The organism is Serratia sp. DD3 (assembly GCF_000496755.2).
Window position 1 is genome coordinate 11,792 of the sequence record NZ_AYKS02000092.1, and the last position, 22,532, is coordinate 34,323.

Annotated in this window: 17 protein-coding genes; 2 read left to right on the plus strand and 15 right to left on the minus strand. The window is 51.0% G+C overall.

The features are described from left to right. Positions 1–29 precede the first annotated feature (29 nt). Genes mukB through cmoM form a run of 4 tightly spaced genes read right to left on the minus strand, consistent with a single transcriptional unit; the run spans position 30 to position 7,297 of the window. Positions 30–4,484: a chromosome partition protein MukB gene (mukB, locus tag IO95_RS18590; protein ID WP_023489330.1), complete on the minus strand. Its 4,455-nt coding sequence runs from the start codon at positions 4,482–4,484 to the stop codon at positions 30–32. Continuing rightward, positions 4,481–5,212 (minus strand): chromosome partition protein MukE, encoded by a 732-nt coding sequence (gene mukE / locus IO95_RS18595; protein WP_023489331.1) that lies wholly within the window; start codon positions 5,210–5,212, stop codon positions 4,481–4,483. The genes mukB and mukE overlap by 4 nt, the downstream gene beginning before the upstream one ends. Next, positions 5,193–6,515: a chromosome partition protein MukF gene (mukF, locus tag IO95_RS18600; protein WP_023489332.1), complete on the minus strand. Its 1,323-nt coding sequence runs from the start codon at positions 6,513–6,515 to the stop codon at positions 5,193–5,195. Before mukF ends, mukE begins: the two co-directional genes overlap by 20 nt. Beyond that, a complete protein-coding gene (gene cmoM, locus IO95_RS18605) occupies positions 6,512–7,297 on the minus strand; it encodes a tRNA uridine 5-oxyacetic acid(34) methyltransferase CmoM (protein ID WP_023489333.1) in 786 nt (261 codons plus the stop codon). The genes mukF and cmoM overlap by 4 nt, the downstream gene beginning before the upstream one ends. A 149-nt stretch (positions 7,298–7,446) precedes the next feature. On the opposite strand from cmoM, the gene elyC reads away from it, so the two are divergent. Next, a complete protein-coding gene (gene elyC, locus IO95_RS18610) occupies positions 7,447–8,226 on the plus strand; it encodes an envelope biogenesis factor ElyC (protein WP_037386542.1) in 780 nt (259 codons plus the stop codon). Here the strand turns inward: elyC and IO95_RS18615 are convergent, their stop codons facing one another. The 5 genes from IO95_RS18615 to IO95_RS18635 form a co-directional block, all read right to left on the minus strand. Beyond that, entirely contained in the window at positions 8,227–9,123 is an 897-nt protein-coding gene (locus IO95_RS18615) for a YcbJ family phosphotransferase (protein WP_023489335.1), read from the minus strand. Positions 9,124–9,229: 106 nt separating this feature from the next. Continuing rightward, complete coding sequence (gene kdsB, locus IO95_RS18620) at positions 9,230–9,979, minus strand: 3-deoxy-manno-octulosonate cytidylyltransferase (protein ID WP_023489336.1); 750 nt, start codon at positions 9,977–9,979, stop codon at positions 9,230–9,232. Further along, positions 9,976–10,158 (minus strand): Trm112 family protein, encoded by a 183-nt coding sequence (locus tag IO95_RS18625; protein ID WP_023489337.1) that lies wholly within the window; start codon positions 10,156–10,158, stop codon positions 9,976–9,978. Before IO95_RS18625 ends, kdsB begins: the two co-directional genes overlap by 4 nt. A gap of 123 nt (positions 10,159–10,281) precedes the next feature. Continuing rightward, the gene (locus IO95_RS18630) at positions 10,282–11,511 is read right to left on the minus strand and encodes a winged helix-turn-helix domain-containing protein (protein ID WP_023489338.1); all 1,230 of its coding nucleotides are present in this window, start codon (positions 11,509–11,511) and stop codon (positions 10,282–10,284) included. A 108-nt stretch (positions 11,512–11,619) separates the two neighbouring features. Further along, entirely contained in the window at positions 11,620–11,841 is a 222-nt protein-coding gene (locus tag IO95_RS18635) for a cold-shock protein (protein WP_023489339.1), read from the minus strand. Positions 11,842–12,638: 797 nt separating this feature from the next. Here IO95_RS18635 and IO95_RS18640 point away from each other — a divergent pair. After that, positions 12,639–14,054 carry a VOC family protein gene (locus IO95_RS18640; protein WP_023489340.1) on the plus strand — a complete coding sequence of 472 codons (1,416 nt, stop codon included), beginning with the start codon at positions 12,639–12,641 and terminating at the stop codon, positions 14,052–14,054. A gap of 45 nt (positions 14,055–14,099) precedes the next feature. Here the strand turns inward: IO95_RS18640 and lpxK are convergent, their stop codons facing one another. The 6 genes from lpxK to cmk all read right to left on the minus strand — a co-directional run bounded on the left by lpxK (position 14,100) and on the right by cmk (position 22,432). Continuing rightward, positions 14,100–15,089 (minus strand): tetraacyldisaccharide 4'-kinase, encoded by a 990-nt coding sequence (gene lpxK / locus IO95_RS18645; RefSeq protein ID WP_023489341.1) that lies wholly within the window; start codon positions 15,087–15,089, stop codon positions 14,100–14,102. Next, positions 15,086–16,837, minus strand: a complete 1,752-nt coding sequence (gene msbA, locus IO95_RS18650; RefSeq protein WP_023489342.1) for a lipid A ABC transporter ATP-binding protein/permease MsbA — start codon at positions 16,835–16,837, stop codon at positions 15,086–15,088. The genes lpxK and msbA overlap by 4 nt, the downstream gene beginning before the upstream one ends. Positions 16,838–16,872: 35 nt before the next feature. Continuing rightward, positions 16,873–19,149 carry a ComEC family protein gene (locus IO95_RS18655; RefSeq protein ID WP_023489343.1) on the minus strand — a complete coding sequence of 759 codons (2,277 nt, stop codon included), beginning with the start codon at positions 19,147–19,149 and terminating at the stop codon, positions 16,873–16,875. A 289-nt stretch (positions 19,150–19,438) separates the two neighbouring features. Beyond that, positions 19,439–19,723: an integration host factor subunit beta gene (ihfB, locus tag IO95_RS18660; protein ID WP_023489344.1), complete on the minus strand. Its 285-nt coding sequence runs from the start codon at positions 19,721–19,723 to the stop codon at positions 19,439–19,441. Between the two features lie 62 nt (positions 19,724–19,785). Next, positions 19,786–21,462, minus strand: a complete 1,677-nt coding sequence (gene rpsA, locus IO95_RS18665) for a 30S ribosomal protein S1 (RefSeq protein ID WP_023489345.1) — start codon at positions 21,460–21,462, stop codon at positions 19,786–19,788. 283 nt (positions 21,463–21,745) lie between these two features. Then, positions 21,746–22,432 carry a (d)CMP kinase gene (gene cmk / locus IO95_RS18670; RefSeq protein ID WP_023489346.1) on the minus strand — a complete coding sequence of 229 codons (687 nt, stop codon included), beginning with the start codon at positions 22,430–22,432 and terminating at the stop codon, positions 21,746–21,748. Between the last annotated feature and the right edge of the window lie 100 nt (positions 22,433–22,532).

Genomic DNA, 22,532 nt, shown 5'->3' on the forward strand with positions numbered 1-22,532 from the left:
CAGCTATTTCCCGGTCATCAGCGCCTGTTTCAAGCTTGCGGCGTTTCCGCCACGGTGGTGCTCAATGCAGGCTGGTCGCTGGCAAAACCGCGTAAACCCACAACGTGTACGTGCTCATGATTCTGGAACACTTTACGTACCAACTTATAGGTAGTGCCTTTTTCCGGGCTGATATTCTCTGGCGCAGCGATGATCAGTTGCATTTCCAGACGATCACACAGCTCAAACAGTGTCGCAATAGATTTAGCATCCAGACGGGCAGCCTCATCCAGGAACAATAAGCGGCAAGGTGAAATATCCTTACCACGCAAACGGCGAGACTCTTCTTCCCAACTTTGTACCACCATCACCAGAATTGACATCCCGGTACCAATCGCTTCCCCGGTGGATAAAGCACCACTCTCGGCACGTAACCAGCCATCAGCACCGCGGAATACTTCCACCTCCAGCTCCAGATAATTACGGTAATCCAACAGCTCTTCACCAATGGTTTGCGGTGTCCGTTGCCCCATATCAATCTGTGGATTCAGGCGCTGATAGAGTTTTGCCAAGGCTTCAGAGAAGGTTAACCGGTTACTGCTGAACAGATCCTGATGCTGTTCCTGCTGCTCAGACAGCACATCCAGTAACGTCGCATGGGCTTCCCGTATATTGACATTCAGCCGTACACTTTTTACCTGGCCGAAAGAAACCGCTTGCAAGCCTTGGTTTAGCATACGGATACGGTTCTGTTCACGCTGAATGGTCTTGCGGATAATATTCGCCACACTCTTTGAGCTGATCGCCAGCTTTTGCTCACGCGCCGTCAACTCTTCGGTCAGACGAGCCAGTTCGATCTCCATCTGTTCGATGGCTTCCACTGGATCGTCAGTACGGATGATATCCTGACGAATACGTTCGCGCAGATGCTGGTAGACCGCAATATAGAATTGAATTTTACGTTCTGGCCGCTTGGGATCTTCAGACAAGCGCAACACATCACGCAAATGTTCATTATCCGCGACCGCCAGACGCAGCGCCCCCAGCGCCTTATCCGACATAGAGCGCAGCTCGTCGCCGTCCATATAGGCCAATTCACGACGATGCAGGCGACGCTCCACCCCATTGTCCTTCACCAGGCGCATTACCATACACCAACCCGCTTTAGCGCTCACCACCTGCTCACGCAGTTGATAATAATCGCGCTCCAGCTTACGTAGTTTCTTCTGCAGGCTATCCATTTCAGCCTCACAGAACGTCAGTTGTTTTTCTAGCTGACTACAGCGCGCACGGTTATTGCTGACTAATGCATGCAGTTCATCGCGACGAGTGCGTGCACGCACTTCGGCATTGGCATCCGCCTGGACCCCAATATCCACCAGTTCCTGGCTCAACTCTTTGAGCATGTCGCGCTTGGCATCATAGGAGCTTTTCAGTGAAGCCAACACCTGACTGTACTGGGTATATTGGCTCTGATACTGACGTAACTGTTCACGGGCACGGCTACGTTCAGCTTCGGCATGTTCCAGCCGTTGACGTAGTTTATCATTCAGGTCGTTGTTGGCGTTCTGCATATCCGCAGAATCGCTATAGCTAAAATGTGCACGGCGCTGTACCACCTCAGTCAAAGCAAAAACCTGTTGCTTGGCCTGGCGCTGGCTGGCTTGTGCCTGGATATAGTCCTGCTGTAACTGCTCGTGTTGTTCGGGGTCGCTTTGTAATACCGCCAGCAGGGGTTCCAATTTGGTTAAAGAGGCACCATGTTGTTGCAGATAACGCGCCGCGTCCTGTGCCTCTTCCAGCTCTTCACGAAGCTCTTCGGCGCGATCGAGCAAGGTTTCATCATTCAATAATGAGACCAGCGGTATCAGGCGGTTCAGTGCAGCGACGCCCTCTTTGGCCTGATCATACTGCTGCCGCTGCTGTTGATTCTGTGCTTCGTGGTTATTCAGCGCGCGCTCAATTTCACCACGACGACTGTGCAGCGTGCGAATATCTGCTTCAGGATCTGCATCAAACGCCACCGCCAAGTGGGCACCGATAAAACGGCTGAAAGCTTGATGGGCACGCTGCGTTTTCTGAACATCGAACGACAAGGTAGCATAACGCTCAGCCAAGCTGTCACGTTCGGCATACAGCACTTCCAGGCGATTTTCACGCGCGGCGCGGCCAAACAACGGCACTTCTGGATAACGGGAATAACGCCACTGGCGGTCCGCTATCTTCACCACCACCGCCTTGTCCTGTTCTTCAACAGCAAATACGCTGTCATCGAATGACTGTGGGTCCCCTTCAATCAGGTAAAGATCTTCAGGACAATCCTCCAACCCTTCGAGCAGCTCGCGTACCAATGACAAATCCGGTACCACAATCGCATGGCGTGACGGGCCGTACAACGCGGAGAAATAAGGGGCGTCATCCAGGGTAACATCGTCATATATTTCCGATAACAGCACACCACCAAACCGCTCAGCCAGCGTGACCAAACGCGGGTCTTCGGCACCACTGGGCTGACTAAGACGCTCAATTTGCCCCTCAATTTCCCGTTTGCGGCTGGCAACCTCATCACGCTCAACGGTGGTTTCACGTTCCCGCTCCAGCAACTGCTGCATATGCTCAGTCACTTGTTGGCTATCTTCGAACGTTTCCCCACTCTGTTCACCAAGCTGATGCAAGGCATCCTGAGCCGCCAGCCAAATCGGCGCTCGTGTGGTCAACTCTTTAATACGTTGCTGAATCTGCTCCAGTTCCTGGCGCATCTCCATACGGATCTCACCTGCTTCACTGACGCTTTGCGACAATGATTCCAGGCGCAGTTCCAACTCCTGCTGCAACGTGACCAGTTCATCAGGTTGATAGGTTTCCCCGTAACGTTTACAGAACTCTTGCAGTAGGCGTTCAGCATCCTGTTGTGCATTCAGGCGTTGCTCCAGTTCGTTCAAACGCATACGCAACGGCTGCACCCGCTCTGCCTGATGCTGTTGGGAAGGCCAATCACGTAATAATTCACGTGCGCTTTGCCAGGCTTCACTGCGGCTGACTTCGCCAGCAATTTTACATACCAGTTGATAAGCTTGTTCAAACTGGCTGTGTGCAGCATCAGCCACACTGAGTTTCTGTTCTAACATCAGCAGGGCTTCAGTCGCTTCCTGCTCACGTGCTTGAAGGGTATCTAACCACTCATGGGCATTTTCTGCTGTCAGGTCACTAACCTGGCACAACGAACGAGCGCGCTCTAAGGCTTGTAATGCCTGTTGGTACTGAATGGCTCGGGTTTGCTGCACATCCAGAGCTTGCTGATAATCAGCCAGTTGGCTTTTCAGCTCATCAACTTCCTGCTCGGCCGCTTCGCTGCGTGCCTCGCTTTCCGCCTGCTGTTCAGCCGCTTGCTCCACTACCTCATTTTGTTCTTCCAACCGGTAAGTCAGCTCTTCCAGGTCACCTTGATAGCGTTCAATCTTCTCTTGCTGACGCATCGCCGTCTGCACCAGATTGAGGTGATCACTGGCGGCCTGATAGTCAGTTTCCAGGTCCGATTCTGCCGCACTTTGTTCTGCCAATTCCCGCGCCATTTCAACGTGGCGCAATTGCTCATTGGCCAGCTGTTTACGGCTACCCAACAGGTCATTACGCAAGACCAGCGCACCATCGAGATGGATGCGGCGTTCATTGGCGTGGCGCATATAGTCGGCAGCCACATAAGATGTCGCGTCAGAGATCAGATGTTTGAACAGATCACGATCCGATTGGGTGACACGAATCGCTTCCAACGTCATGCGGTTTTCACGCAATGCCGCTTCCATATCCTGGAAGGCTTTGCGCACCCCGCTGTTTTCTGGCAACAGATAATCACGCAACGAGCGGGTAATGGCACTGGAAATACCGCCATACAGCGAAGCTTCAATCAGGCGGTAAAATTTGCTGCGATCCGCAGAGGAACGTAAACGTTTGGGGATCACCCCCAAATCAAACATCAAGGCATGGTAATCAGTGATGGAGTTGAATTGCTTGAACTGCACCCCTTCCATCTCTTCGACACGTTCTTTTAATTCTTGTAACGGAAGCACCCGCGCCTGGCGTTCACCCACCATCTGGGTTAACAGCTCTGTCGGTTGTACGGCGGTCGGCAAACCCTGAATAGTGAATGGTTTGATATCCACTTTACGATCACGCCCGGCTACCTGTTGTAAGCGCACCCCCACCAGCACGCGCTGATGGCGTGAGTTGACCACATCCAGGGTGGCATAACAGACACCTGCACGTAATTTACCGTGTAGCCCTTTGTCGCGCGAGCCACTGGTCGCCCCGGCTTCAGTAGTATTACGAAAGTGCAACAGCGTCAGATCGGGAATTAACGCAGTCACAAACGCCGCCATGGTCGTCGACTTACCGGCCCCATTCCCCCCAGACAGGGTAGTCACCAGTTCATCCAAATCAAAGGTCCGGGCAAAGAAACCATTCCAGTTAACCAGCGTCAGCGAGCGAAATTTACCGCGTTCAATCATTCCTGTTCATCCTCTGCACTGTCGGTGATGGTTTCTGCTGCAACCTCTTCCGCCTCGTTGATTTCATCATTTAATGACAGGCTGTTTTCTACCGGCATTGCTTCACCATCACGGATCATGCGCAATTGGGCTTCACGTGGATCATCACCACTGCGCACGTCAGCACCGAAGCGGAACACCGCCTCGGTAATACGGAACTTGCTGCTGTCATTGCCCATAAAATAGACCATCCCCAAGCGGCGCAAGCGATTGAGGGAAGCACGCACTTTTTCATGCAGTTTCTGCCGATCAAGGTCCGAACCGGTGGAACGCTGGTTAACAAACTTAAGCAGTTTATTCTCGTCCGCCAGGCTCAATAATTCTTCATACAGTTCTTGCTGGCTGAAAATCCCCTCGTGCGCCAGACGCTCAGGGCTAAGATAAAGGTAACAGAGGATCTTGCCCACCATCATATCCAATTCGGAAAGCACTGAACGGGCGATCAACGTCGTGGAGCGAGGGCGCAAGTAGAAAAAACCTTCCGGTGCACGGATTAACTCTACGCTGTAGCGTGCATAAAATGATTCCAGCTCGTCCTGAAAATCCATCAGGAAAGCATGGTTGTCCAACTCATCAATAGCAATATGACGGCCGGCACGTAATTGGCTGTCTAACGCCGGGAATAGCGTGTTTGATAATGCCTTGGCCAGCTTGACTGGCATTACTTGTTCAATATTTGTCGATGACATGGGCCTGCACCTTGGCTCCGTAATCATTGATTGCCTGCCAACGGGCTGGCAACCCTGAAAAATCAGCTTCAGCCACACCAAGGCGCACTGCCTGGTCGACCACAATACGAGCAACATCAAAATGACGCGCACGCGGGTATTGCGCCAGATAATCGCGCATCACTGCGCCTAAATCGAGCGGCATTTTTTGTTCCTGATAAACCTTCAGTGCCTGTTCAATCATCAATGTCAGCTGTTCACGGATCTCACTGAACTCTTCATACTCCAGATCCGGTGGCAATTCACCGGTCACTTCCTCACCACGCAGTGCCAATTCTTCATCGCGCATATCGAAAAGACGCTCGGCATTGGCAAAGGTCAGCGCCCAGGGGGAGTCGAAATAATTTTGTACTGATTGACGCAGGCGTTGGGCAAATACGCGGTTTTTATCCATATCGATAGCGGTACGGATAAACTTGTGAACATGACGATCATAACCGATCCACAGGTCGATGGCTTGTTGGCCCCAACTGATAATGCGGTCTAGTTTGCTTTGCAGGTCAAATACCAGCTTATCAACAAACCCTAACTCCCCATCACCCAGCGTGGCATCCTGAATACGCAACAAATTGGCCTGGAGTTTATCACCTGCGGCCTCCAACGTATCCTGTAATTCACGCAAGGTCCCAGAGGTTTCCGATAGCAGCGACTCACAACTGGAGATCGCTGCGCGCCAATCTTGATTGAGCAGCGCGGCAATGTCTTCTTTGACACTCTGCTGCTGTTCATCCATCAGGCGTTGGGTCAAGTCAATGCTGTCAAAAATCTCCGCCACTGAATATTTCAATGGGGCAAAGACATTACGATGCCAGTGAAAATCGTCGCCGCCCTCTTCCGCCGCATCTGCTGCACGCTTGAGCTCTTCCGCCACAATGGACAGTTGCATGGAAAGGCGCAGAGTAGAAAACTCACGCTGACGAATATAATAATCGGTAATACCGATGCCCAGTGGGGTCAGGCGATAGATGGCGTTGCCATCCGCCAATTCACTGGTAAACCGGTTCAACAGACGCTGGCGCACCATGTCGTTTATCGCATTGTTAGCACGTATCGCTACAGTTTCATGCGTCTGTTCAAACCCTTTGCTGACATGGCGAAATGCATCAACCAGCTCGCCTTCGCTCATCTCACCATCCAACCGCTCACCATTTAACGTGGCGATGGCGAGCAGAAACGCAAGACGCTCAGTCGGGAGCGAAATAGAGAAATCATTTTTCCGTGCCCAGGCGACCAGTTCGGGTACAGTCTGGGAAAACTCACTCATAGTTCGTCCTTCAGGTTTGCTTTATGCGCCATGACGTGAATATAGCGCCCCAAACTCACATACGGTTCTTGCCGGCAATAGTGCTGCTCAAGCGCCAGTAACTCGTCAAATTTTTGTGTCTGCAATTGCCTGCTTTGCAGATAATCATGGAAAACCCTCACGCCGGTTTTCCCTGAAATCTGCATCCCCATCTGTTCCAACCAACCATAAACCTGGGGTGGATTCAGTGGATACTGCGGCGAAAGCGAACGTTTGCGACGCCGTCTCACTTCAGGGTCGACCAGTTGGAAATTACCCAACACCACATTGCGCATCAACAGCCCGTTGGCGTTAAAAAACATCAGCGACAGTGCGCCACCGGGTGACAGGCATTCAAATAACGCCTGCAATGCCGCTTGCGGCTGCGCAATCCACTCCAGCACCGCATGAAACAAGATCAAGTCAACGGGCTGTTCCAAATGCTGACCGATCTCTTGTGCCGAACTCTGTATGAATTGCATCTTGTGGAGCACACCTTTCTGCTCTGCCAGCAACGCAGCACGCTGGATCATCTCACCAGAAAGATCACACAACAAGACCTGATGCCCTAATTCAGCCAGTTGGCAGGCCATATGGCCTTCTCCGCCACCAGCATCCAGAATACGCAACGGCCGCTGCGGCAACTGGGCCAACAACTGGGTCAAGTCGTGCCAGAGCACCGCCTGACGGATTTTCCCCTTGGTGGTGCCGTAAATATTACGTGCAAACTTGTCAGCTATATCGTCAAAATTGCGATCATGCATGCTCAACGGCTCCGCTGATTCTATCTTGGTTTGCAGCAAAATACCCCCATTCAAACCTGCTATTTTTGCACAGACTGGCTTAGAATAAATCTTCTTACGACATAATTGCGCCTGAATGGCGCTTTTTCGCCCAAAAGGAGCGTTTTTTGCTGTTATTTCATCTAAAAAAACTCATCGGCAACCTGATGATGCCCCTGCCCATGTTGTTATTGCTAATGGGGCTGGCGTTGTCATTGCTGTGGTTCACTCGCTGGCAAAAAAGCGGCAAAATTATTTTAAGCCTCAGTTGGTTGCTGTTACTGCTACTCAGCCTGCAACCCATCGCCGATCGCCTGTTACGCCCACTGGAATCAGACTATATGACCTATCGTGGCAACGAGCCGATTGACTATATCGTCGTGCTGGGTGGCGGTTACACGTTTAATCCAGATTGGGCACCCAGCTCAAATCTGCTTAACAACAGCCTGCCACGGGTCACCGAGGGTGTCAGGTTATATCTGGCACATCCTGGTAGCAAGATGGTGTTTACTGGCGGACGTGGTGCCAATACCTTGAGTAGCGCTGCCACCGCAGCCCGTGTCGCTGAAAGCCTGGGGGTTCCCTCTAGCGATATTGTCATGCTGGAGAGCCCGTTAGACACAGAGCAAGAAGCCGAACAGGTTGCTAAATTAGTCGGGCAACAGCCGTTTCTTCTGGTGACATCGGCCAATCATCTGCCACGTGCCATGGTGTTCTTTACCGCGCTTGGGTTACACCCTATCCCGGCACCTGCCAACCAGTTGGCGATCAGCTCCCCCTTGAACATCTGGGATCGCGTGATGCCATCTGCCATGTTCCTTGGGCACAGCGAGCGTGCAGTATATGAAACCCTGGGTAGGCTCTGGCAGCGGTTAAAGAGCAGCAATAATAGCGCCAGCGAACAGGAATGATTAATTGGCCAGCCAAGGCAGCAATTGTTTCGATGCTTGATCGAACAGCGGCCGGTCGAGCTTGCCGGTATGGATCATTCTCGCCACCGCTTCCCACACCACATATAACCAACGCCGACATAAAAAAGAGTCGGCTACTGGCGCTCGTTGTAAGTAACGGAACAGCAACTGTTCAGGCATACCTGCTTCACACAGCCGGAACAGCTCATATTCTCTGGGTGCCCACAGCACCATTCCTGGATTGAGCATTGCCAGCAATTGGTCGGTTTTGACATCTTTGAGCATACTGCGTAACGAAAGGTTACCGTGAACCAACACACAAGGGTCATCAAAACCAGCAAAAAACGTCGTCAACATTTCACGCGTGCGATAAAGCAGACGACGGTCCGCCATGGTCAATAACGGTGAGTTCATATTGCTCACGCTGGACCACAGAACTTCGACACGCTGTTGATACCAACTGAACCAGTCATTTTCCTGCGTACTATCTACAGTACCGACACAGCCATGGCTATCAATACGATGCCAGGCTAATACCCCATCGATAATCTGATCCATCAGAACATTCCAACGGTCTGGCGTCCGCGTTGGGGCTTCAACCGAGACACCACGCAACCGTTCGATTAGCATGACCTCTTTATAGGAGGACTGATGGCTATAGACCACACCAAAAACCGTAGGTAAGCGTATATCCCCTTCACGTGACAGCATCGAGAGTTTGTAGGCTTCCTGTTGTACAATACCCTCACAAACATAACTTTTCGCCATCAACGGGATCGCATGATCCTGCTGGTCGTACAATGAATACATATGCGCATAGGGCTGCTCACTGACGCGCTCCAAGCGACTAATCGGCTCCCCCAAAACAAGGCTTAATTCGGCACGCAACTGCTCCATGGGACGGGGTCCTCCAGATTAAGAAAAACCCGCCATTCAAGCGGCCACGGTATGCGCTGCGCTTGAATCGGCTTGGGTATAACATTGTTGTCCGGCCAAAACCGGCTTACGACTTTAAACTGTCTCGCACCCGCTGTAAGTCTTCTGGCGTATCGACCCCGACGCTCGGGGTAGCATGGGCTACCGCAACGTGGATCTTTTCGCCGTACCACAGCACACGCAACTGCTCGAGTAATTCAATCTGTTCAAGCTGGCTAGGTTGCCAACTAACGTAACGGCGCACAAACCCGGCACGATACGCGTAGATACCAATGTGGCGTAATAAGCTATCGCCGATACTCGCTTTCGATTGGGCAAAACGTTCGCGATCCCAAGGAATGGTGGCGCGGGAAAAATAAAGGGCATACCCTTGTGCATCCATCACCACTTTAACTGCATTCGGGTTAAAGGCTTCTTCCGCCGTGGTTATCGGTACAGCAAGCGTCGCCATGCCGGCACGGCAAGCCGCCAGATTTTCTGCCACTTGGCGTACAATAACCGGCGGGATCAGAGGCTCATCCCCTTGTACGTTGACGATAATTTGGTCATCCGCAAAAGCGTACTTTTCAATCACTTCCGCCAAGCGTTCAGTACCGGAGTGATGGTCAGCACGGGTCATACACACCTCACCCCCCGCCATTTCTACCGCTTGCGCCACATCGGGATGATCAGTGGCGACAATAACGCGAGACGCACCCGATTCACGTGCACGCTCCATTACATGCACCACCATCGGTTTTCCGTGAATATCCGCCAAGGGTTTACCCGGCAAACGGGTAGAGGCATAACGCGCAGGAATGATAGCAATAAAACTCATGCAGGTTTCTCATCTAATGACAGTGAACGCGCTTCATTCTCCAGCAATACTGGGATGCCATCGCGCAATGGATAGGCCAGGCTGTCCAATTTGCAAACCAGCTCCTGATGAGCTTTATTGTAATAGAGCTTGCCATTGCACAGCGGACAGGCAACGATTTCGAGTAAACGGTGATCCATGCTTTCTCCAAGGGAAGAGCTATCTTCAGGGAATTTTGTCAGAGAATAGCATAACGCTATAGCACTATTTAATCATCGTCTGATCAACGTAAGGAATGAGCTAAATCATCGCCAGGTGAGTATTTAAGCATTTTCGTCCCGCCACTGCCTCCATGCGGTGGCTAACTGCGCGGGTACCTCCCCCAGCGTAATCTGCTGCGCGCCATGCCAATCAGCCAGACGGGTTATTGCTTGTGAGATATCCTGACAGCGTCGCTTATTCAACGTGATACCCGGCTCTAAATGGAGACTGATCACAGCAAAAATACCTGGCTTGCGGTGCATTTTTGCATCCACTCGCCCTATCAGCTCACCTCGGTGCAGTAACGGTAAGGTGAAATAGCCGTACTGCCGTTTCTCTTTTGGCGTATAGCATTCCAGCCGATAATCAAAATTGAACAGTTCCAGAACACGGCGACGATCCCAAACTACTGGGTCAAAAGGCGAAAGCAAGCAGGTCACGCTGGACTTCAATTTCCCCTGTTCTGCCAACGCCAACTCAGTGGTCAGTGATTGATGCACATAAAACTCCCCTGCCAAGCCCTCAACCCTAACGGGCAAAATCTCGCGTTGCTCTGCTAACATTGCCAGCATCTTTTTTGGCTTAACCTGCTTTAAGCGGTAATAATCCGCCAGCCATTCGGCTTTAAAGATGCCCAGATAGCGACAGCTACGGCGTAACATCGCTTGTTGTGCCTCCGCTGGCGGTAAGCTATGTGCTTCATCATTCCATGATGGCAACCGTCGTTGGGTGAGATCGTAGACTCGATGAAAGTTGCGGCGTTCAACCACCATTAATTGGCCTGCCGTGAACAGCACTTCAAGATGGCGTTTTTCCGGCTTCCAATCCCACCAGCCGTTGTTGCCTTTCTTTCCGGCACTGAAATCGGCAGAGCGCACGGGACCATGATGCTCGATATGCTGCAGCAGTTTTTCAATGGCCAAGTGATGTTTATCCACCCAAGCCTGCGAGTATTTCCAACCCATTGTTTGTGGTGCCAGCATGCGATGACGTAATAACGCAAAGTCATCAATTGGAATAAAGCAGGCTTCATGGGCCCAATACTCGAATAATTGCCCACTGGCTAAAGCCTGCTCTAACCAGGCTGGCTGATAGTGGCCCAAACGACTGAACAGCACCAGGTAAGGGCTACGGGCCACCACACTAATGGTATCAATTTGTAATAAGCCCATACGCTCGATGGCAGCCATGACATCGTCGGGACGAGCCTGGCGTTTCATCGGGGTAAGCAAGCCTTGAGCAGCAAGATGAAGGGCTCGGGCAGAGTGAAGCGAAATAATGGGGTTTAGCATCCTGCTATCCAGCGATATTGAATCGTTGTCTGATGATAGAGGATATTGGCGGGGTTTTCATCACCAGTGCATAGGGGAGCGACTCCGGCACTGGTGAGAAAGCGGGGATCAGAACGCGATAACGTCTGCTGCGGTCAGCCCGTGAGAACTACGATAAATTGAGAACTCAACGTTCTGGCCTTCGTTTAACGATTTTTTGTTGGTATTGGCGATAGCCCGACGGCTAACATAAATTTCGTCACTACCATCAACCGGAGAAATAAAACCATAGCCTTCAGCCTGATCAAACCATTTCACTCGGCCCATTTTTAATCCACTATTTTTAAACATTATTTAATTCCTTACATTTGTGCACCCTTAACAACACTTTTTTTATTATCGTCCGGATGCTATCAGCCCCTACTTGAGTTTCTTGTGACAGAGCTCTCGTGGGCAAAAATAAAAAACGTACTAGCACTTACTGTTAATACGCGATCACTTGCTCAATAAAGCAAGCCTATTCCAGCAATATGGCAATTTAATGACAAATCAACCTATTTTATGTTGCATGTTTGTCAGCCATGTTCTGTGACCTGCCCCTCTGGGTTCCACCCTGACTGGGACAAGCACCAACGCTCAGCGTTTTGTCAAACCACTGGAATTATTTTGAGTATCAATACAGTTATGAAAGCTATCTTCCGGCGCAAATCACTGGTTTCAGAATCATTACTTATTAGGAAGGACTTAGGAGGTTCATCTTTGCAGTGTAATCGGATGATGACGTCTAGCGAGGAACTGCTTAACGCTAACTTCATAAATCTTAGCGTCTAAATCTTAACTTCTAACTCTTACTTTCTAAACCCTATTTTTCTAAACTCAAACCCACCTGCATAGCAAGGGGAGACGCATTAACTCATAAACCATTAATCAATACAAGAGGTTTATCACATTTTTCGCAATAAATTACACCATAACATTTTATCCCAGTGATTATACTCTAGATAAGTTGAATTATAGTCAGGAGCTAAGCGACTCCCCAACCGTTTGAATGAACTCAAGTATGACCAACAATGCTTTCTGCCGGACACCCTATTATCCGCGCAGCGCAAGACCGAGTTTTCAAATTCTTAACGTTAAGGAGCAAGCATATGAGTGGCTCGCCTTTCGTCTCACCTAATGACATTCGCGCCAAATTCTCGCGGGCTCTCTCGGCCATGTATCAGAAAGAGGTTCCGTTGTACGGCGAATTACTTGATCTGGTAGCGGAAACCAACCGACAGATGTTGAGTGAAGATGCCGCTTTAGCGCACTGCCTGCAAATTACTGGCGAGATTGGCCGGTTAACAATGGAGCGCCATGGCGCTATCCGTGTCGGAACAGCACAAGAGTTACAAACGTTGCGGCAACTGTTCAACGTGATGGGGATGTCACCGGTTGGTTACTATGACTTGTCAACTGCAGGAGTGCCTGTCCATTCAACTGCATTTCGTGCGGTACACGAGTCTGATCTGGAAGTCAGCCCATTTCGCGTGTTCACTTCGTTACTGCGACTCGAACTGATCGAAAACCCGCCATTGCGCCAACAAGCTGAAAAGTTACTGGCACAGCGTTCTATTTTCACCACCAGAACACATGAGCTGATCGCACTACACGAGGCTGAGGGCGGATTAACCACTGAGCAAGCCAATGAGTTTGTTGAACAAGCCCTTGAAACCTTCAGTTGGCATAGTGTGGCCACAGTCAGCGCGAGCGAATATCAACAATTGCACGATCAACATCGTTTAATTGCCGATGTTGTCGCCTTCAAAGGGCCACATATCAACCACTTAACACCCAGAACGCTGGACATTGACCGGGTTCAGTCTGCCATGCCCGAGCGCGGCATTTGCCCTAAAGCAGTGATTGAAGGCCCACCACTGCGCAAGTGCCCTATTTTGTTACGGCAGACCAGCTTCAAAGCACTGGAGGAAAAGGTGCTTTTCGTTGAGCTAGATGGCCGCCAGATTGCCGGGCACCATACTGCACGCTTCGGTGAAATTGAACAGCGTGGTGCCGCTTTAACGCCCAAAGGACGGGCACTTTACGATCAGTTGCTGCAAGCGACCAATGACCGCTTTCAAGCAACACCGACCGAAAGCAATGCGGCGCAATATAACCAATTATTGGCAGATCACTTCCAGGGTTTCCCAGACGATTACCAAGTATTACGTGAGCAACAACTGGCCTGGTTCCGTTATTTCCCTACCGAGCGCGGGCTGGCTGCCAAAGAGTCAAGAGATCAACACAGCACGCTCGAACAGCTTATCGCGCTGGATCACATCCGTTTTCAGCCGTTAGTGTATGAGGATTTTCTCCCCGTCAGCGCGGCTGGTATTTTTCAATCTAATCTGGGTGACAGCCAGCGTGCACAATATGATTCCGCATCAAGCCGTATGGCTTTTGAGCAGGCGTTAGGGGCTAAAGTCATTGATGAGCAGCAACTGTACCAACAGACACAACAACGCTCTTTAGCGGCTTGCGCGCAGGCATTAGGGGTTCATACGCTGGGGGGTAACTCCCAATAACGGAGCATACCCCTCCGTTACTGGCAGCAACTTGAAGGCAACTGACTATTTATGCACCTTGTTAAGCTGCTGCTCGATTTTCTGTAACAGTTGTTCTGCCTGTTCGGCAGGAAGTACGGCGTCAACCGGTAGATACCACCAGTTTGCTTGGGCAAAGGCGCGGCACTTCACCGCGTCTTTTTCGGTCATCAGCAGTGTTTGCCCGGGTTGGGTCAACACCGTTAATTGTGACTGGGTGTATGGTTGATGATCAGCAAAAGCCACCTCGTGATCAACTTTCACACCCATTTTCTCCAGCATGGCGAAAAACCGTGGTGGATGGCCAATCCCTGCCATGGCAACAACCGGTGTCAGCTCAAGCACCGGGCGTTGCTCGCCACTCATCACATTCACTGCCTGCTGTGCCTGTAATTTCATGGCGATTTCCCCCACTTGCGCCACGCCGCCATTAGCCACGCAGGCATCCACGGTGTTAAGACGGGATACGCGCTCACGCATGGGGCCTGCGGGTAACCACCAGCCATTGCCAAAACGGCGTACCCCGTCAATCACCACCAATTCAAAATCACGCTGCAACGCATAATGCTGGAGGCCATCATCGGTAATCACCCCATCCAATTGATGCTGCTGCAACAGTGCCTGAACCGCCTCAACACGCTTAGGAGATATCGCTACGGGTACACCGGTTCGCTGATAGATTAAAACCGGTTCATCACCCGCTTGTTGTGTGGTGGTCTGCGGCCCCAATACTAACGGATAGACCGCTGACTTCCCGCCGTAGCCACGCGACACCACACCAATGCGGTAGCCACGTTGTTGCAACTGCTCTACCAGCCAAATCACCATCGGCGTTTTGCCATTGCCGCCAGCAGTAAGGTTGCCGACGATAATAATCGGTACCGGAGCTCGCCAACTTTTACGGAAGCCGCAGCGATAACTCAGGCGAATTACATTGCTCACCAGGCCATAGAGCCAAGAGAACGGCAACAGCAGCAAATACCATAGTGAACCGCCAGACCAGATGCGCTCTATCATTGCTGACCAAACTGCATACGGTGAAGTTGCGCATATACGCCTTTCTGCTCAATCAGCGCCGCATGTTGACCACGCTCGAGGATAATCCCATCTTCCACCACCAGAATTTCATCGGCTTTCTCAATGGTAGACAAGCGGTGGGCAATCACCAACGAGGTGCGGTTTCTCTGCAGTTCATCGAGCGCAGCCTGAATAGCACGTTCAGATTCCGTATCCAGCGCCGAGGTGGCTTCATCCAGGATCAGAATCGGGCTGTCACGCAGCAGCGCCCTGGCGATGGCAATACGTTGGCGTTGACCGCCAGAAAGCATCACGCCATTTTCCCCAATAACCGTATCCAGGCCATGTTCCATTTTGTCAATAAAATCCATGGCATAGGCCATCCGTGCGGCTTCTGCAATCTGTTCACGGCTATAATGCTGTTCACGGGCATAGGCAATATTATTGGCAATGGTATCGTTAAACAGGTGTACATTCTGCGATACCAAAGCGACCTGATCACGCAGTGAAGCCAAGGTATACTCCCGCAGATCATGCCCATCCATTAATATTTCCCCTTCCTGCACGTCGTAAAAACGTGTCAGTAAGTTGGCAATGGTTGACTTGCCTGAACCAGAGCGCCCCACTAAGGCGACGGTTTTACCTGCTGATATCGTTAGGTTGATATCCCGCAGTGCCGGAATTTCGCGGCCGGGGTAACAAAAGGTCACGTGACGAAATTCAATATTGCCAGTGGCACGCTCTATTTGGCGCGTGCCGGTGTCTTTTTCCTGTTCCATATCCAGAATGGAAAACAGTGTCTGGCATGCTGCCATGCCACGTTGAAACTGAGCATTGACATTAGTGAGTGATTTCAGAGGACGCATTAAGGCGATCATGGCTGAAAACACCACGGTGATAGTCCCGGCAGTCAGGGTTTCCATCACACTGGGGAAACTGGCGGCATACAAGACAAATGCCAATGCCAATGAAGCGATCAACTGAATAATGGGATCAGAGATTGAAGAGGCGGAGACCAGTTTCATCCCTTGCTGACGCATACGGTTACTGACGTTATTAAAACGTTCAGTTTCCACTTCTTGGCCACCAAAGATCAGCACTTCTTTATGCCCTTTCAGCATCTGTTCGGCACTGGTAGTCACCTGCCCCATGGTATTCTGCATGTTTTTGCTGATATTGCGGAACCGTTTGGACACCATGCGAATAGCGAAGGAGACGATAGGTGCCAGCAAGATCAGGATCAAGGACAGTTGCCAGCTATAATAGAACATCATGATAAACAGGCCGATGATCGATGCCCCTTCACGCACCACGGTGACCAGTGCACTTGAAGAGGAAGATGCCACCTGTTCAGAATCATAGGTAATTCGTGAAAGCAGCGTCCCGGTGGATTGTTGGTCAAAAAATGCCACCGGCATTCTCATCATATGACCAAATAGCCGGCGACGCATCTGCATCACCACCATGCCAGACACCCAGGAGATGCAATAGCTGGAAACGTAGCTGGTGACACCACGCATTAACATCAGGCCAATCACCACCAAGGGCATCCAGACCAGTACGCGGCTGTCGGCTTTACCAAAACCCTCATCCAGCAGGGGTTTGAGCAGCGACAACATCAGGGTGTCCCCGGCGGCGTTTAAAACCAGCGCAATAGCGGCCACAATCAGGCCCGCTTTAAAAGGTGTGATCATCGGCCATAGGCGACGGAATGTCTGCCAGGTGGAGAGATCTTTATCATTCATCATGCAGATACCAGCATCGAAAGAAATAGCGGCCTATTCTACTCATTATCACTCTTTACGCCAAACCACTGATGGTACCAACGCGGATTTATTTGTTCCCGAAAACCTTTAATTTGCCAGCTATTGTCGAAAAAAAACACGCTCAACTGCCCAGAATGCGCAGTATCGTGCCAGGCAATATGATTTTGCCGATAATCTTTAATCACTTTTACCGCCGGTAAACGCCAGGCGTTATAACGGGCAACCGAAGCCATCGCCAGCTCTGGTGCCACTGCGCGCAAAAATGGGGGGGATGATGATGTCCTGCTACCATGATGGGGTACCTGCAATAGTGTGGCGGGTAATTTGGCGCGTTGGCGTAACAGCCCCTGCTCTGCCCGGCGCTCGATATCGCCAGTTAATAAGAGGCTGAACTTGCCATCATCAACCCGTACCACACAGGAGTCATCATTACCCGCTTGCTCTACCCGCTGTGGCGGCCACAATACTTGGAAATTCAACCCGCGCCACGTCCACTGTTGCCCTTGTAAACAAGGCAAATGGCGTTCATGAATTAGCGGCGTATGAACAGCAGCCTGGGGAAATGCCTGCTCCAACACCGGCAAGCCGCCAATATGGTCAAGATGGCTATGGCTGATAATAATATGCTCCAGAGAAATCTGCCGCCAATGCAAAAAGGGTAAAATAATACGCTCTGCCGCGCTGGAGGTTGTCCAACGGTTGCCGCTATCATAAATCACCGCTTTCCCTTCACGCTCAATCACCACCGCCAGGCCATGTCCCACATCCAGCATATCTACCCGCCAGTGATAATCTGCTGAACGCTCCCGCCAGAGCAAACAGACCAGTACCACCGTGATACAGCCTGCAGGAAAGCAGCGCCACCACTCAAAACGCCAACCGATCACTACCAACCAACCAAGTGTGCTGAACTGTAGCAGCAGCGCCCCCACCTGTACCCACCCCTGCTCTAACCAGGGAAGCGGCCATAGCGCCCAACTAATGGTAAGGTCTGCCAATTTCCAGCACCAAAAGCTCAGCCAAGGGATAAAAAACAGTATCATTGCCAGTAAAATCAAAGGGACCGACAATAGGGAGATAATGGGGACCGCCCAGAGATTAGCCGGTAAAGAGGTCCAACTGACACCATGGAACAAACCAAATTGTAATGGCATCAACAACAGCGTCATCCCGAGCTGGATATGCAGCCAACGTAGCGGCGCCCACCCCCAAAAGGAGGTAAATCGTACCGATAATGGTGCCCATTCAAACCAAAAAATCAGTGCCGCCACCGCTAAAACAGATAGCCAGAAGCTGTCCGACAGTATCGCCAGTGGATCAAATAACAAAAGCAGGCAGATACACCACAACCAAACCTGCCAAGAAGAGCAAGAGACCCCCTTGAAGCGCAACCAAAGCCATAATGACAGGGCAATAAAGGCGCGCATTGCTGGCGGCTGCCCTCCTGCCAGCCAGACATAACTGAGCGCCATCACCCAGCCAGTAAGTAGGGGCAATCGATAACCGATAAGGCGTGCAGGCAGAAAAAACTGCACCCCACGCGCACCAGCCCAAGCAAACGCAGCAGCAAGGGAAATATGTAAGCCAGAAATCGCCATCAGGTGTGCGATGCCGGTTTTCATCAATTGTGCCCGGCTGTTGCCATCCATCAACATACGTTCGCCAAATGCCAACGCCAATAACACCGGGCGTTGTGCCAGCTCCCTCCACTGATTATCCATCGTGGTAATAATTTGCTGCCGCCAGTGGCAGTTTTCATTCACCACGGTTGCCGAGCGGAGATAACCGCGTAAGGGTTGTCGATTAGCCATCGCCCAACGCTGGCCATCAAACCCGCCTTCATTCAAACTGCTATGTACTGGGCGAAAGCGAACCTTTAGTGCCCACTGCTGCCCGGCACATATATTTTCACTAGGGCTTTGGGCAATAAACGTCAGTGCAGGAATGAGCCAACGACCATTCACTTGCTCAATGCGGAACTGTACCTGAGGTATCTCTACGCCTTCCAGCTTGATACTGCGCACAGTAGCCATAACATCCTGATCCCCGCCCACCGATAACGTAGTAACTTGGCGCATCAAGACGCTGGCGCTCCCCGTTGCCAATATGAACCCTAGCAACAGGTAACATAACACCTGGCACCAATACTGTTGTTTTTGCCGCCATAGCAGCAGGGCGACAAAAGCCACGCCACTCAACTGTGACCATGTGGGTAAATAAGGCAAAAACAGCAGTGGCAACATCCCTGTGACTAACGCCATCGCTGCTGTATCGATCGAGACCCTGATATCCACGCTCCTTACCTGATGTTATATCCACTGGGGATATTAACGCTCAGCTAAGTCGCCACCAGTGGCTGATTCAGTGCATGGGAAGTGATACGCAAACTATCGGTGATTGACGTTGCATTGCTGTGATCGTTGCGAGGGCTGGGTGAAAAGTTGCGAGTGTTGAGCGAAAAGCGGCGAGGCGGGTGAAAATTAACACCGGGGAGAGGAATAGTGTCACCATAAAAAACGGTGCCCTTACTGAGGCACCGTTTTAGCTTTCATTTATTACAAGCAACAACTCTATGAATTATAATTATCCATAGATATTGGCACGGTCACGTAACTCTTTACCTGGCTTAAAGTGAGGAACGTACTTGCCGTCCAACTCAACTCTATCACCCGTTTTTGGGTTACGACCAACGCGCGGAGCACGGTAGTGAAGAGAAAAACTGCCGAATCCGCGAATTTCAATGCGTTCACCTTCGGCTAATGTTGCTGCCATATGTTCAAGCATCTCTTTCACAGCATCCTCAACGGCCTTCGCCGGGATATGAGATTGCTGACCAGCAAGTCTTTCTATAAGTTCAGACTTGGTCATAGTTCCTCCAAGCTTTGCAGCTAAACTACCGTATCGGGGCGGTCAATGCCGCCCCCCCGTCATTACTCGCCTTTAGCCGCTTTGAAAGCTTCAGCCATAGCGTTAGAGAAATTGCTTTCTTCCTGCTTGCTGTTATTCACAGTAGCGATAGCATCTTTCTCGTCAGCTTCGTCCTTAGCACGAACAGACAAGCTTACAACGCGATTCTTGCGGTCAACACCCGTGAATTTAGCTTCCACGTCGTCACCCACTTTCAGAACCAGAGTTGCATCTTCAATGCGGTCGCGAGAGGCTTCAGATGCACGCAGGTAACCTTCTACACCGCCTGCTAATTCAACTGTAGCACCTTTCGCGTCAACTGCTGTGACTTTACCAGTAACAATAGTCCCTTTCTTGTTCACAGACAGGTAGTTATTGAACGGATCTTCAGCCAGTTGCTTCACGCCCAAAGAGATGCGCTCGCGCTCTGCGTCAACCTGCAGGACCACTGCTGCAATTTCGTCGCCTTTCTTGTATTCACGCACGGCTTCTTCCCCTGCAACGTTCCAGGAGATGTCAGACAGGTGAACCAGGCCGTCGATGCCGCCGTCCAGGCCGATGAAGATACCGAAGTCAGTGATAGACTTGATTTTACCTTCAACACGGTCGTTTTTGTTGTGGGTTTCCGCAAATTGCTGCCATGGGTTGGATTTGCACTGCTTCAGGCCCAGAGAGATACGACGACGTTCTTCATCGATATCCAGAACCATCACATCCACTACATCGCCCACGTTAACCACTTTGGACGGATGGATGTTTTTGTTGGTCCAATCCATTTCAGAAACGTGCACCAGACCTTCAACGCCTTCTTCGATTTCAACGAAGCAGCCGTAATCAGTCAGGTTAGTCACACGGCCTGTCAATCGAGTGCTTTCTGGGTAACGCTTGGCGATAGCAACCCATGGATCTTCACCCAGTTGCTTCAAGCCCAGAGAAACACGGGTACGCTCGCGGTCGAACTTCAGCACTTTAACGGTGATTTCGTCGCCAACGTTAACGATTTCACTCGGATGCTTAACGCGCTTCCAAGCCATATCGGTGATATGCAGCAAGCCATCAACGCCGCCCAGATCAACGAATGCACCGTAGTCAGTGAGGTTCTTGACGATACCTTTAACTTCCATGCCTTCCTGCAGGTTTTCCAGCAGTTGATCGCGTTCTGCGCTGTTCTCGGACTCAATTACTGCACGACGAGAAACAACAACGTTATTACGCTTTTGGTCCAGCTTGATCACTTTGAACTCAAGCTCTTTGCCTTCCAGGTGCAGAGTATCGCGGACCGGACGCACATCAACCAGAGAACCTGGCAGGAACGCGCGAATACCGTTCAGCTCAACAGTGAAGCCACCCTTAACTTTACCGTTGATAATACCAATAACGGTTTCAGCTTCTTCGTAAGCTTTTTCCAGCGTGATCCAAGCTTCGTGGCGCTTCGCTTTCTCACGGGATAGCAGAGTTTCACCGAAGCCATCTTCAACAGCATCCAGCGCAACGTCAATTTCGTCACCAATCTGGATTTCTAGCTCACCCTGTGCGTTTTTGAACTGCTCTACCGGAATGGCGGATTCAGATTTCAGACCGGCGTCAACCAGTACGATATCTTTATCAATAGCAACAACCACGCCACGAACGATGGAGCCCGGACGAGTTTCAATTGTTTTCAGGGATTCTTCAAAGAGTTGAGCAAAAGATTCAGTCATGTTGTTAATCTTCAGGGTTCTTTAGTTTAACGTCCATTTAGCATCCCGCCGAATGGGGTTGTTTCACATACCCGGTCATTGGCTCCATGCCGACCAGGTTTCTATAAATGTCATCATGCACATTACCGCAGCAACAGGCGCAAATTAGATGGCCCACTGGCTGCACTGCAGTTGCATGAATCACGATATAAATCACAAGGGCAAAATTTTACCCGATATACTACAATACTGCTACGCAATACGGTGGCAAATATGACAAAAAAGAAAGGTGCCGCCGTATTTATTACTGCGGCAACGCCAATATTTTATGTGCATACGCCAACGCCCGCTGGATCACTTCTTCGATCGACATGCTGGTAGAATCCAGCACCAGAGCATCAGTAGCTGGCACCAGGGGCGCAATAGCCCGATTACGGTCACGGTCATCCCGTTCCTTTATCTCGGCTAAAAGACGCTCAAAGTTAACACTAAAGCCCTTTTCCTGCAACTGCAGCATGCGACGATGCGCGCGCTCTTCTGAGCTGGCGTCAAGAAAAATTTTAACTCGCGCATCAGGAAAGACGACGGTACCCATATCACGGCCATCGGCAATCAGGCCGGGATCCTCACGAAACGCTCGCTGGCGGCGCAATAATGCTTCGCGCACCCGCGGGAAAGCAGCCACTAGCGATGCCGTATTACCAACGGTTTCCTGGCGGATCTCGTTGCTGACATCCTCGCCTTCCAAAATAACCTGTAACTTGCCGTCCTGCGCAACAAAGCGAACATCAAGATGGGCGGCCAAGGGAACTAATGCCTCTTCAGAGGTGATATCCACCTGATGGTGTAGTGCAGCCAGAGCCAATACACGATAAATGGCACCAGAATCCAGCAAATGCCATCCAAGGGATTCGGCCAACGCTTTACACAGCGTGCCTTTACCCGCTCCACCTGGCCCATCAACGGTTATTACCGGGGCTGTAGCCATCATTATCTCTCTCCTTCGGGTAGAAAACCTCACAGGGATGCGCCTGCTATCTGCCCCCACTGGAGCAGATTCGGCGGCGTATTATACTCCCCTGTCAGCTTTA

Coding starts and splice junctions, on each gene's coding strand:
- mukB (WP_023489330.1), bottom strand. CDS start 4,484: ATGATTGAACGCGGTAAATTTCGCTCGCTGACGCTGGTTAACTGGAAT.
- mukE (WP_023489331.1), bottom strand. CDS start 5,212: ATGTCATCGACAAATATTGAACAAGTAATGCCAGTCAAGCTGGCCAAG.
- mukF (WP_023489332.1), bottom strand. CDS start 6,515: ATGAGTGAGTTTTCCCAGACTGTACCCGAACTGGTCGCCTGGGCACGG.
- cmoM (WP_023489333.1), bottom strand. CDS start 7,297: ATGCATGATCGCAATTTTGACGATATAGCTGACAAGTTTGCACGTAAT.
- IO95_RS18615 (WP_023489335.1), bottom strand. CDS start 9,123: ATGGAGCAGTTGCGTGCCGAATTAAGCCTTGTTTTGGGGGAGCCGATT.
- kdsB (WP_023489336.1), bottom strand. CDS start 9,979: ATGAGTTTTATTGCTATCATTCCTGCGCGTTATGCCTCTACCCGTTTG.
- IO95_RS18625 (WP_023489337.1), bottom strand. CDS start 10,158: ATGGATCACCGTTTACTCGAAATCGTTGCCTGTCCGCTGTGCAATGGC.
- IO95_RS18630 (WP_023489338.1), bottom strand. CDS start 11,511: ATGCTAAACCCCATTATTTCGCTTCACTCTGCCCGAGCCCTTCATCTT.
- IO95_RS18635 (WP_023489339.1), bottom strand. CDS start 11,841: ATGTTTAAAAATAGTGGATTAAAAATGGGCCGAGTGAAATGGTTTGAT.
- IO95_RS18640 (WP_023489340.1), top strand. CDS start 12,639: ATGAGTGGCTCGCCTTTCGTCTCACCTAATGACATTCGCGCCAAATTC.
- lpxK (WP_023489341.1), bottom strand. CDS start 15,089: ATGATAGAGCGCATCTGGTCTGGCGGTTCACTATGGTATTTGCTGCTG.
- msbA (WP_023489342.1), bottom strand. CDS start 16,837: ATGATGAATGATAAAGATCTCTCCACCTGGCAGACATTCCGTCGCCTA.
- ihfB (WP_023489344.1), bottom strand. CDS start 19,723: ATGACCAAGTCTGAACTTATAGAAAGACTTGCTGGTCAGCAATCTCAT.
- rpsA (WP_023489345.1), bottom strand. CDS start 21,462: ATGACTGAATCTTTTGCTCAACTCTTTGAAGAATCCCTGAAAACAATT.
- cmk (WP_023489346.1), bottom strand. CDS start 22,432: ATGATGGCTACAGCCCCGGTAATAACCGTTGATGGGCCAGGTGGAGCG.